Below are 11,980 nucleotides of genomic sequence, written 5' to 3'. Positions count from 1 at the left end.
GATCAGATGCTCGCAACATACTGCTACCTTAAAAAGTATGGACTGTATTAAGAGGCTCTGGTTTGCCAATCAGATAACCTTGTAAAAACTCTACGCCAAGGCTAAGCAAAAGGGTGCGCTGTTCTTCAGTTTCAACAAACTCGGCAACGACACTGAGCTGCTTCGCTTGTGCCATGTCACATATTGATTTAACAATCAGCGGATCAAGCGAGTCCGATGTGATGTCTTTGATGAAACACCCATCAATCTTGATAATGTCCGCATGAAGCCGTTTGAGTCTTTCGTAATTGGCATAGCCAGTGCCAAAGTCATCAATAGCAATTTTAAAGCCGCTTTCACGCAGCAGCGTGATGTTCTGCATTGAGATTTCTGATTCTGAAAATGCCTGTTCCTCAGTAACTTCAATAATTACACTGCAGGTTGGCACCTGATATTCAGCAAACAAGGAAACAATGTCCTGGGCGATATCTTTTTGCATTAACGTCAACGGCATAAGATTGACAGAAAAACGCGGTTGTTGGCTTTCAACAGCATGTTGCTGCAGGAAACTCACCAGTTTCTTCATGATTAGCATGTCGAAGCGGGTACTGAGGTTAAATTCAGTGATCACAGGAATAAACTTATCCGGCGTAATAACTTCGCCCTCTAATATTAAACGACTGAGTATTTCGTGATAGCCCTTCCCCTGCACATTCATAACGGGTTGGGCATACAGCACAAAAGATTGTTCATCATTCAAAGCATGTTTAATTTTTTGCAGAAGTAAAACGCGATCTGTCGTCTGGCCTGAAACATCTTCAATTCGGGTATTCAGACTTAGCACACGCCTGCTGGCACAAGCCTGTTCAGACAGATAACTTAATTGCCCTAATGTATGGTGTAATTCAACAAGGTCATTATCGATAGCGCTATAAGATGCACTGTACTCAATGTCCAGCATGGTGTTATGCCATTTTATTTGTTTACTATTGAGTGTATCGACCATATTGCCGAGGCGTGCAGCAGCATCCTGAGTATGTAAAAATATTAATAATTCACTGCCAGGTAATTGAAATACCTGTTCACCTTGATGTAGCAAAGGGGTTAATTGGCTGGTGATAATACGTTTACAGTCAATACGCATCATCATGCCATAATGGCGACTTAAAAATTCCAGATTAGACATACGCAAGCAACACAACGTCCCTTTTGGGTAACATTGCACATGATGTTCCAGCGCACGAATATTCGGTAACTGAGTTAAGGGGTCAGTCAGGGCTTGCGAACGATAAATACGCTTCATCCACTCATTTTTCTTGAACATCGACGTCATATACACCATACAGACGCTAAATGAGATAAATACCGAGAGAATAAAGGACAGAGCAAATTCAGTATTTACCCCATACAGGAAACCATCGTTATAGGTCAGCAATAACCATGCAGAAATCGCCCACATTAGCCCCATGATACGCGGGCCGAAATGGCGGATTCCGAGAGCAAATAGCACGAAGATGACCGGTACCAGATAGCCAGAAACCTGCAGAACCCCCCAGGAGGAACACAAAACCCCCAGCAGGGTTATTAAGCAAAAGACCCAAGTCAAGGAGTAACAACGGCGCGGCCCAACAAAATCACGCACCACACAACGGAGCCAGAATGCGCGCGCATAATAAGGATTCAGGATCATCCTTAATGGGTAATAGAATAAAGGGGTAAAAATAAGCGATGCGGCAACCAGGCTTTGGAAATCGACCACCATGAAAATAAGTGAGTTATCACCGAAATACGCTGCAACCCGAGCAGGAAAATGAATATATATTCCGGAAATATACATCAATATTTTAATAAAGAATGGGACAACAAAACCAAGCCAAAATATCCTGATGCCAATACCTTTATCTGCTAAACCATGACGCCAGCGTGCACCGAGATAATAACGAGCCATCATGCAACAAACTGATATTGCAGAGACCAGACAAAGGACAAATACCACCACCGCAAACCAGGATATTTTCAAACAGAATGAATATGCGACGATTGAAGCTATTATTAACGGAATAATACCTAACCGCCCATAGATAAGCACCATCGCGATCATGAAACTTATTGGAAGGTATGCGAGATAAATCTGCTTAGATTCAACAACTGTAGCGGGTGAGATGTAGCGAGAAAGAGGAACAAGCAGAAGGCTTAAAACCAGTGCTGTGACGGATTTTTTTATCATTTTTCGGAAAGTCATAAGCTCTGGAGTGAGTATTCTGCATTGTTTGGCAGCGTTATTCGGTGATGAATAATACGTTTATTTATTGCGCAGATCAAGTTTGCGAAATACCACATCTCTTTAATTTACTTCATCTTTTACACATCCCAACAAAGAGAAATAGTTTGATATATTCACTAGGTGAATAGATGTGTAATAAATGTCGCTGGTGTGCGGTGATTTTGAGTTTTTTTGTTATTAAAACGAAAAAACCCCCGCCATCAGGCGAGGGTTTTATATTTTGGTGGAGCTAAGCGGGATCGAACCGCTGACCTCTTGCATGCCATGCAAGCGCTCTCCCAGCTGAGCTATAGCCCCACGAAGGGTCTTATTGTGTAAACGGTTCAAATCTTGCTGGTTAAGATTTGGTGGAGCTAAGCGGGATCGAACCGCTGACCTCTTGCATGCCATGCAAGCGCTCTCCCAGCTGAGCTATAGCCCCATACCGTGAACACCGTGTCGTATCGACGGGCGGCATCATATGAAACCCATTCAACAGTGTCAACGGCAAATTCTTGTTCTGCGGTTGATCGTCGAAAAAGCAAACAATGTGAACAAAGCTAATTGCATATCATGATGCTGTAGTTAATCCTGTCACAGTTTCCAGTAAAATGATCCTCTAAAATGAACCACTAATAACCCCTTTGGACTTAAGGAAAAACTGTGCTCAAGGAACGTATGACCCCAGAAGAGCTGGCGATAATTACCGGTTACAGTCGTCAAACAATCAACAAATGGGTACGTAAAGAATGTTGGCTCACCACGCAAAAACCCGGTGTTCAAGGTGGTAAAGCTCGGCTGATTCATGTTGACGAACGTGTACGCGATTTTATTAATAGTGCAAAACGTGTTTCTGAGAAACACAGCAACTACCATGTTAATGACACTTCCCTGGAAGGCCTTCTGCTTAATTCGATGAAACAGATGTCGATAGTTGAGCAAGAAAAGTTGTCTGCACTGCTTCTTCGGGAAGGAATTGCGGGAGTTTTAAAACGTTTAAGTATTCGTGATGAATAAGACGAGTATTAAAAAGCCGGCATAAGCCGGCTTGTTAGCAAGTACTCTTTATTACCGTACGCGTTACTGTTGTGCTTCGCGCTGTGCAATAAATTCCAGCGCCTGGTTGATACGCGCAATAGAACGTTGTTTACCAATTGCATGGACGGTGACATCCAGACCAGGTGACTGCCCTGCTCCAGTAACCGCTACGCGCAGTGGCATGCCAACTTTGCCCATACCCACTTCCAGTTCATCAGCTGTTGCCTGAATTGCGTTATGCACGTTTTCTGCTGTCCAGTCAGTTAACGCTGCCAGTTTGTCACGCACCACTTCCAGTGGCTGACGCGCAACCGGACGCAGGTGTTTCTTCGCAGCATCCGCATCAAACTCACTGAAGTCTTCGTAGAAGTAGCGGCAAGTTTCAGCCATCTCTTTCAGAGTTTTGCAGCGATCGCCAAGCAGTTTCACCAGTTCAGCCAATTGCGGGCCATTACGGGTATCAATATTTTGCTGCTCGATATGCCATTGCAGATGCGTGGCAACATATTCAGGTGCCAAATGGTTAATGTAGTGGTGGTTCAACCACTGCAATTTTTCCGTGTTAAATGCGCTGGCAGATTTGCTGACTGAATCAAGGGTGAACAGCTTGATCATCTCTTCACGCGTGAAGATCTCTTGATCGCCGTGTGACCAACCCAAGCGTACCAGGTAGTTCAGCAAAGCTTCAGGCAGATAACCATCATCACGATATTGCATGACGCTTACGGCACCGTGGCGTTTAGAAAGCTTTTTACCGTCATCGCCATTAATCATAGATACGTGCGCATATACCGGAACAGGTGCATTCAACGCTTTCAGGATGTTGATCTGGCGAGGTGTGTTGTTGATATGGTCTTCACCACGAACAACGTGGGTGATTTCCATATCCCAGTCATCGACCACCACACAGAAGTTATAAGTTGGGGAACCGTCGGTACGGCGAATGATCAGATCGTCTAGTTCCTGGTTGCTGAATTCGATTGGGCCACGGATCTGGTCGTCGAAAATCACAGAACCGTCTTGCGGGTTGGCAAAACGCACCACACAAGGTTCGTCTGCCGCGTGATGTTCATGACCGTGACGGCAGCGGCCATCGTAACGCGGCTTGTCGCCATTCGCCATTTGTTCTTCGCGCAGCGCTTCAAGGCGTTCTTTAGAGCAGTAACATTTATACGCTGTGCCCGCTTCCAGCATTTCATCGATAACCGCGTTGTAGCGATCAAAACGTTTGGTCTGGTAGTACGGGCCTTCGTCCCACTCAAGGCTCAACCAATTCATGCCATCCATAATAGCTTCGATAGCTTCTGGGGTTGAACGCTCAAGATCAGTGTCTTCTATACGCAGCACAAACTCGCCGCCGTGGTTACGAGCAAAAAGCCATGAGTAAAGAGCAGTACGAGCGCCACCAACGTGCAAATAGCCTGTTGGGCTTGGCGCGAAGCGAGTTTTGATTTTCATTAAACGGCCTTAATTACGCAAAAGTGCCGGGAAACCGGCAAATGCCAGGGAATATTTAGTCGAAAACATTCTACCACTGTGTGCTGATTCCTCAATGTCGATACCTTGTGTTCTCAGCAATCCTTATATTCTGGTGATAAATCAATCACCAATGGATATTTCGCGATCGCATTGTTTATTTTTACGACGAACAAACAAAATCTTTAGAAAAGGCGTTGACTCATTTTCAACTCTCCCTATAATGCGACTCCACACAGCGGGGGTGATTAGCTCAGTTGGTAGAGCACCTCCTTTACACGGAGGGGGTCGGCGGTTCGAGCCCGTCATCACCCACCATTCATTAGTGAGTGATACCGCAGTGTGTAGTCATTAAGAAGTACAGTAAGAGATAAGATTTGGGTGATTAGCTCAGTTGGTAGAGCACCTCCTTTACACGGAGGGGGTCGGCGGTTCGAGCCCGTCATCACCCACCATTATCTACTCTTGCGATAGCAGTACCGAAGTTTGGGTGATTAGCTCAGTTGGTAGAGCACCTCCTTTACACGGAGGGGGTCGGCGGTTCGAGCCCGTCATCACCCACCATTCGGGGCGTTAGCTCAGTTGGTAGAGCAGTTGACTTTTAATCAATTGGTCGCAGGTTCGAATCCTGCACGCCCCACCAATGTAGAAAGGCGCCCTAAAGGCGCCTTTTTGCTATACGCGATTCGGGCGGGATTTGAACCTACGGCAGGTTCAAGCTGAGTGCTGCGAAACAACATTGCCGCTTACGCTAATTTCCCCCTACAAAACCTCATTATTATCAAATAGCGGATCGCCCTGGCGCGCTGCAGTTAACTGCTGGGCCTGTTGACGGACAACCTGCCAAATCGCCTCCGCTGCACGCGATAGCGAGCGATTTTTGCGCCGTACCAGCATTAATTTCCGCTCCACCACCGGGACAAGTGGCCGCACAACCAATGGCCGGCCTTGCGGTAATGGCAATGCAAGTGCGGGAAGTACACTAATGCCGATTCCAGCTTCAACCATAGGATACAGTGTCGCCGGATGACCTATCTGCTGCACAATATTTGCCTCAATGCCCTGGCGCATTAATGCATCATCGATCAATGGTCGACTGCCCGATGCATAATCCTGCAAAACCAGATTTGTACCTTGTAGCTCCTGCCATGGAACCTGTTTGCAGGCAGCAAATGGATGGTCATTACGGCACAGTAATAAAAAAGGCTCAGATAGCACAGCCTCACAATCCAGATCGCTTGCCTGAATGGGGTCGATAACCATGCCAAAATCCACTTCCCCCTGGCGAATACTTTGCAGCACCCACTGCTGCGGACGGTCATGTAGCACGAAGCGAATAGCAGGATATTTCAGTGCCGCCGCCGCAATAGATTGTGGCATCAAATGAGCGGAAATAGTCTGGCTTGCCGCAACTCGCACGGTACCGCTTAGTTGATGGCCGACACTGCGCGTGTCCAGCAATGTACTGGTCAACTCTTCCAGCAACCGCTCAAGCCGTGCTGCCAGTTGTTGGCCCGCATCCGTCAGCACAACTTCGCGCGTGGTGCGATCCAACAGTTTTACGCCTATTTCATTTTCCAGCTCTTTCACGCTGTGGCTGACTGCCGATTGGCTCAGGCCAATTTGCTCCCCTGCCCGGCTAAAACTTCCAGCATGAGCCACGGCAACGAAGACTTTTAACTGACGCAGAGAGTAATTCATCTGTTTTTTTTCATTAATGTATTCAATAAATCAATTTTATTTCTAAAAACGATAAAAGCACAATGGGGCGATAACAGTTTGAGGAATGATGATGAAACTCTTTCGCGTGCTCGACCCTTTTACGATGACGTTGATTGTTACCGTACTGCTGGCGTCTTTCTTCCCGGCTCAAGGTAGTTTTGTGGGCTTTTTTGAAGGGCTAACAACTGCGGCTATTGCATTGCTATTTTTTATGCACGGCGCAAAGCTTTCGCGTGAGGCAATTATCGCGGGTAGCAGCCACTGGCGGCTGCACTTGTGGGTGATGTGCAGCACCTTTGTACTCTTCCCGGTATTGGGTGTTTTGTTTGCCTGGTGGGCACCAGTTAATGTCAGTCCGGAAATTTACACCGGCTTTTTGTACCTTTGCATTCTGCCTGCCACCGTGCAATCTGCCATTGCCTTCACTTCACTTGCCGGAGGGAATGTTGCTGCGGCCGTATGCGCCGCTTCCGCTTCAAGCCTGCTCGGTATTTTCCTCTCGCCATTGTTAGTTGGCATGGTGATGCACGTCCACGGCGCAAGCGGTAGCCTGCAACAAGTCGGCAGTATTATGTTGCAGTTGCTGGTGCCATTTGTCGCCGGGCATTTATCGCGCCCGTGGATTGGTGATTGGGTTGCACGCCATAAAAATGGATAGGTAAGACTGACCAGACATCAATTCTTCTGGTTATCTACACGGCGTTTAGCGAGGCGGTCAGACATGGAATTTGGCACAAAGTCGGTTTAGGTTCACTACTGTTTATCGTTGTTGTGAGCCTGATATTGCTGGCCATTGTTATCAGTATCAATATGTTCGTCGCCAGACGTCTGGGTTTTAGTAAGGCGGACGAAATTACTATCGTGTTCTGCGGTTCAAAAAAGAGCCTGGCGAATGGTATTCCGATGGCAAATATCTTATTCCCGGTCGCTACCGTGGGGATGATGGTGCTGCCACTGATGATCTTCCACCAGTTGCAGCTGATGATTTGTGCTGTTCTGGCAAGGCGTTACCAGAAAGAGACTCAAGTGGCGGCCAAAGCCGCCACCGACAATGCTTAATTAATGCCGTTTGAGGGGCTTAACCAGCCCCTCTAACCCTTCAGTTTTAATCAGCAATGTGAGCCTCATCAACTCACCCAGATGGCCTTGCGGAAACTCATCTTTGCGAGCAAACCACAGCAAATATTCTTCCGGTACATCGATCAACACGCGGCCTTTGTACTTGCCGAACGGCATCACAGTATTGGCTATCTCAATAAGCTGTTCTTTATCCATTTCATTCACCCAATAAGCGAATCATTTCAGCTTCATCAATCACCTCAATACCCAGTTCCTGAGCTTTAGCAAGCTTAGAACCCGCCGCTTCGCCCGCGATCACCAGATCCGTTTTCTTCGACACACTACCTGCCACTTTTGCACCTAACGCCACCAAACGTGCTTTCGCATCGTCACGCGACATGATGTTCAGCGAGCCAGTCAGCACCACCGTTTTACCGGCGAAAGGGCTGTCAATTTCTTCGGCTTTGATAACCACGGGAGCTGGCCAGTGGACGCCCGCTTCTTCCGTCAACTGGCGGATCACTTCACGGTTGCTCTCTTCGGCAAAGAAGTTAAACGTATGAGTAGCCACCACAATGCCGACGTCAGGAACTTTTTGTAACTCCTCGATGCTCGCAGCAGACAGCGCATCAAGCGTACCAAAGTGAGCGGCTAAACTAGCAGCTGTCGCTTCGCCGACTTCACGAATACCGAGTGCATATAAGAAACGCGCAAAGGTGGTTTCTTTGGCTTTAACCAACGCATCAACCACGTTTTGCGCAGACTTCGGCCCCATGCGGTCGAGCCCGGTAAGTTTACCCGGCGTCAAAGTAAATAGATCGGCTGGGGTGTGAACGTATTCTTTCTCCACCAGTTGATCGATGATCTTGTCGCCCATCCCGTCAACATCCAGTGCACGGCGAGAGACAAAATGCTTAAGCGCTTCTTTACGCTGCGCACCACAAATCAGACCTCCGGTGCAACGAGCTACCGCTTCGCCTTCCACACGTTCAACGTCTGACCCACAAACCGGGCAATGAGTCGGGAAAACTATCTCTGCGGTGTTCTCCGGGCGCTCAGATTCCACCACACCAACAACCTGTGGGATAACATCGCCAGCACGACGGATGACCACGCGATCACCGATTCTTAAGCCCAGGCGCTCAATTTCATCCGCATTATGCAGTGTGGCATTACTGACCAACACCCCCGCGACCTGAACAGGTTCAAGACGTGCAACCGGGGTAATAGCGCCAGTACGCCCAACCTGGAATTCAACGTCACGAACAAAGGTCATCTGTTCCTGAGCCGGGAATTTAAACGCCACTGCCCAGCGTGGTGCACGAGCAACAAAGCCGAGTGTTTCTTGCAACGCAAGCGAATCCACTTTGATGACTACACCGTCAATATCAAAGCCGAGTGTTGGGCGGTCGGCCTCAACCTGGTGATAAAATGCCAGTACTTCTTCTGGTGTGTTGCACAGACGAATGCGGTCGCTAACTGGCAGGCCCCACTCTTTGAACTGCTGCAAACGTGCATGATGACTGGCTGGCAATTCACCACCTTCAAGCAAGCCGACGCCATAACAGAAGAAGGTTAATGGGCGTTTTGCCGTAATGCGAGGATCGAGCTGGCGCAATGATCCGGCCGCCGCATTGCGAGGGTTGGCAAAAATTTTTCCGCCCGTACGGCGCGCTTCTTCGTTAATTTTCTCAAAGCCCGCCTGTGGCAGGAACACTTCACCACGTACTTCCAGGCGGCGAGGAAAATTTGTGCCGCGCAATTTGAGTGGAATAGCACGAATGGTACGCACGTTGGCGGTGATATTTTCACCCGTCGTACCGTCGCCACGCGTGGCAGCACGAGTCAATACACCGTCTTCATAGAGCAGGCTTACCGCCAGGCCATCCAGTTTCAGTTCACAGCAAAAAGTCACGGCTTCGGTGCTTTTTAAGCGGTCCTGGACACGCTTGTTAAATGCCAGGTAACTCGCTTCATCAAAGGCGTTATCGAGCGACAACATCGGCACTTCATGGCGAACTTGGGTAAATTCGCTTAAAGGTGCAGCCCCTACGCGCTGTGTCGGTGAATCGGGGGTAATGAGCTCAGGATGCGCTTCTTCAAGTGAGCGCAATTCCCCCATCAGGCGGTCGTATTCCGCATCAGGGATTTCTGGGTTATCAAGCACATGATAAAGGTATTCATGATGGCGAAGCGTGGTTCGCAGTTGAGTAATTTGTTGTTCGATTGTGTCCATATCGCACCATCAATATAAAAAACCCCCGACATGCGGGGGTTTAGGGATAAACATGTTCAGGATGGGTATCAGTGGGTTGCGTTTGCTTCAACCACTTCGCGGATACGATCCTGATATTCACGCATTTTTTGCGGCGTCATCATGCGACGTTGATCATCAAGCACAACACCACCGACTTCATCAGCAATATGCTGAGCAGACTGAAGCATCAGCTTAAAGTTCTGCGCCGGGTCGCCATAAGATGGTACCTGCATGAAGATTGTCACGCCAGGCGTTGCAAAATTCGTCATGCTTTCTGGGTCAAACGAACCTGGTTTAACCATATTAGCAAGGCTGAACAGAACCGGGCCGCTACCATCAGGACTCAGATGACGGTGGAAAATATTCATTTCGCCAAAAATAAAGCCCGCCTGCTGAATACTGTTTAACAGCACATCACCGTTAATCATACTGCCCGCATGAGCCGAGACATTAAGCACAATCACCGTTTCTTTACGACGTTCCGGTGGTTCTGGTGTCGGAGCCGGTTGAGCAACAGCCGGTTCAACCGCAGGTTCTACGTGCTGAACTGTTGGCTGTTGAATCGGAGCTTGCGGTGCCACTGGCGGTACAACAGGCTGTTGTAGCGCCGGTTGTGGGGCTTGATGGACCGCCGGCTGCACATGCTGTTGAGGTGCTGGCTGGTGATTCGTCGGTGCGACTGGCACTTCCTGACGCGGCATGACCGGTTCAGGTTGACGCACAGGCGAACTCTGACGTGGTTCAGCAGAAGCGTAAGGTGGCTCGTATTGGTGTTGAGGTGCTTGCGGCTGACGAGGCATTTCTGGCTCGCGAGTCACTGTTTCTGGCGCAGGAGTTACCCGACGCACACGCACCTCACCTACTCCATCATCTTGCTCATCGTCAGCCTCGTCGCCATCCGGCTCGTATTCGTCACGCTTAGACTTCATGCGTTTCAATGGACGATCACGAAAAACGGATGAACGTTCCTTACGACTCGTCCACAGACCGTGAACCAGTAAGGCTATTATGGCGATCGCGCCAACAATGATTAATATCAGACGCAAATCCTGCATCATTATATTCTCTGTTGTTCTAACACCTTGCCACCGCGGCAAACATTTACTCACTAAGAGTATTTGCCCATCTGCTCAAGTGCAAGTCCGCACAGAGTTTTCTCAGCATAAAGATGGACTGAAATCGACTTTTTGCTGTTTTTTCGACCATTTCCTAATAAGTTTTTCTGCTGACACTCAGTTATGATGGATATGCATGTCAAAGCAAAGCCCAAAAAGGAGTTCGTTCAGATTATGGTTTCACCATCAGGAAGCGTGCCACGCAGTGGCGTTTATTATTTTTCGCAGGGCTGGAAGTTGGTCCGTGAGCCTGGAATCAAACGTTTCGTGCTCATGCCGCTGTTGGTCAATATTTTACTGATGGGTGGCGCATTCTGGTGGCTATTTACACGCCTGGATGTGTGGGTTCCAACCCTACTTTCATACGTTCCAGACTGGTTGCAGTGGTTAAGCTATTTGATTTGGCCAGTGGCAGTGGTCTCTATCCTGTTGGTATTTGGTTATTTCTTCTCGACCATTGCGAACGTGATTGCCGCACCATTCAACGGATTGCTGGCAGAGCAACTTGAAGCGCGTCTGACAGGGAGCACCCCGCCAGATACCGGCGTGTTGGGCATCATGAAAGATGTCCCACGGATTATGAAACGCGAATGGCAGAAGCTGTCCTGGTATTTACCGCGTGCTTTGGTGCTGCTGGTGCTCTACTTCATACCGGGCATCGGCCAAACTGTTGCACCCGTTTTATGGTTCTTATTTAGCGCCTGGATGCTAGCTATCCAGTATTGCGACTATCCGTTTGATAACCATAAAGTGCCATTCAAGGAGATGCGCATTTCGTTGCGTGAGAAGAAAGGTATTAACATGCAGTTTGGTTCGCTGATCAGTCTGTTCACACTGATTCCTTTCCTGAACCTGGTCATCATGCCGGTTGCGGTCTGCGGCGCGACCGCGATGTGGGTTGATTGTTATCGCCCAAAACACGCCATGTGGAAGTAGTTTTTTCTGGAGCGGTTTCTACCGCTCCTTATTCCTTGTTATTCCTTCTTGCTACAGCTTATTACCCTTCTACATATAGATATACGATTTCTTTACTTCCGCATAACTTCTAAGCAGGTATGCTGAAGAGGTTTC

Annotated in this window: 8 protein-coding genes, 6 tRNA genes and 1 pseudogene; 7 read left to right on the top strand and 8 right to left on the bottom strand. The window is 48.3% G+C overall.

Going from position 1 to position 11,980, the window contains the following annotated elements; genetic code table 11:
- Positions 1-28: 28 nt before the first annotated feature.
- The 3 genes from D8682_RS22015 to D8682_RS22005 form a co-directional block, all read right to left on the bottom strand.
- Positions 29-2,206 (bottom strand): EAL domain-containing protein, encoded by a 2,178-nt coding sequence (locus D8682_RS22015; RefSeq protein WP_238392786.1) that lies wholly within the window; start codon positions 2,204-2,206, stop codon positions 29-31.
- A 278-nt stretch (positions 2,207-2,484) separates the two neighbouring features.
- Positions 2,485-2,560, bottom strand: a tRNA-Ala gene (locus tag D8682_RS22010).
- 48 nt (positions 2,561-2,608) lie between these two features.
- Positions 2,609-2,684 (bottom strand) — tRNA-Ala (locus D8682_RS22005).
- A 221-nt stretch (positions 2,685-2,905) separates the two neighbouring features.
- Between D8682_RS22005 and D8682_RS22000 the strand changes: the two genes are divergently transcribed.
- Positions 2,906-3,259, top strand: a complete 354-nt coding sequence (locus D8682_RS22000; RefSeq protein ID WP_064544608.1) for a YfeC-like transcriptional regulator — start codon at positions 2,906-2,908, stop codon at positions 3,257-3,259.
- Positions 3,260-3,322: 63 nt separating this feature from the next.
- On the opposite strand, the gene gltX is transcribed toward D8682_RS22000, so the two are convergent.
- Complete coding sequence (gene gltX / locus D8682_RS21995; RefSeq protein ID WP_064544606.1) at positions 3,323-4,738, bottom strand: glutamate--tRNA ligase; 1,416 nt, start codon at positions 4,736-4,738, stop codon at positions 3,323-3,325.
- A gap of 260 nt (positions 4,739-4,998) precedes the next feature.
- On the opposite strand from gltX, the gene D8682_RS21990 reads away from it, so the two are divergent.
- The 4 genes from D8682_RS21990 (at position 4,999) to D8682_RS21975 (ending at position 5,399) form a co-directional block, all read left to right on the top strand.
- Positions 4,999-5,074: transfer RNA gene (locus D8682_RS21990), tRNA-Val, on the top strand.
- 61 nt (positions 5,075-5,135) lie between these two features.
- A tRNA-Val gene (locus tag D8682_RS21985) sits at positions 5,136-5,211 on the top strand.
- A 33-nt stretch (positions 5,212-5,244) separates the two neighbouring features.
- Positions 5,245-5,320: transfer RNA gene (locus D8682_RS21980), tRNA-Val, on the top strand.
- Positions 5,321-5,323: 3 nt separating this feature from the next.
- Positions 5,324-5,399: transfer RNA gene (locus D8682_RS21975), tRNA-Lys, on the top strand.
- 119 nt (positions 5,400-5,518) lie between these two features.
- Here the strand turns inward: D8682_RS21975 and D8682_RS21970 are convergent.
- On the bottom strand, positions 5,519-6,457 hold the full coding sequence (locus tag D8682_RS21970) for a LysR family transcriptional regulator (protein ID WP_121815133.1): 939 nt from the start codon (positions 6,455-6,457) through the stop codon (positions 5,519-5,521).
- Between the two features lie 91 nt (positions 6,458-6,548).
- Here D8682_RS21970 and D8682_RS21965 point away from each other — a divergent pair.
- A pseudogene (locus D8682_RS21965) lies at positions 6,549-7,537 on the top strand (bile acid:sodium symporter family protein).
- Here D8682_RS21965 and D8682_RS21960 read toward each other — a convergent pair.
- The 3 genes from D8682_RS21960 to zipA form a co-directional block, all read right to left on the bottom strand.
- A complete protein-coding gene (locus D8682_RS21960) occupies positions 7,538-7,753 on the bottom strand; it encodes a DUF3820 family protein (RefSeq protein WP_034459012.1) in 216 nt (71 codons plus the stop codon).
- Between the two features lies 1 nt (position 7,754).
- Positions 7,755-9,773, bottom strand: coding sequence for an NAD-dependent DNA ligase LigA (gene ligA, locus D8682_RS21955; RefSeq protein ID WP_121815132.1), 2,019 nt, complete (start codon positions 9,771-9,773; stop codon positions 7,755-7,757).
- A gap of 68 nt (positions 9,774-9,841) precedes the next feature.
- On the bottom strand, positions 9,842-10,852 hold the full coding sequence (zipA, locus tag D8682_RS21950; protein WP_064544592.1) for a cell division protein ZipA: 1,011 nt from the start codon (positions 10,850-10,852) through the stop codon (positions 9,842-9,844).
- A gap of 231 nt (positions 10,853-11,083) precedes the next feature.
- Here zipA and cysZ point away from each other — a divergent pair, with 231 nt between their 5' ends.
- Positions 11,084-11,845: a sulfate transporter CysZ gene (cysZ, locus tag D8682_RS21945; protein ID WP_121815130.1), complete on the top strand. Its 762-nt coding sequence runs from the start codon at positions 11,084-11,086 to the stop codon at positions 11,843-11,845.
- Positions 11,846-11,980: the final 135 nt, after the last annotated feature.

The organism is Buttiauxella sp. 3AFRM03 (assembly GCF_003675305.1).
Taxonomy (GTDB): Bacteria; Pseudomonadota; Gammaproteobacteria; order Enterobacterales; family Enterobacteriaceae; genus Buttiauxella; species Buttiauxella ferragutiae.
Note: the sequence above shows the minus strand (reverse complement) of the source record. Positions and strands in the feature narration are given on the sequence as shown.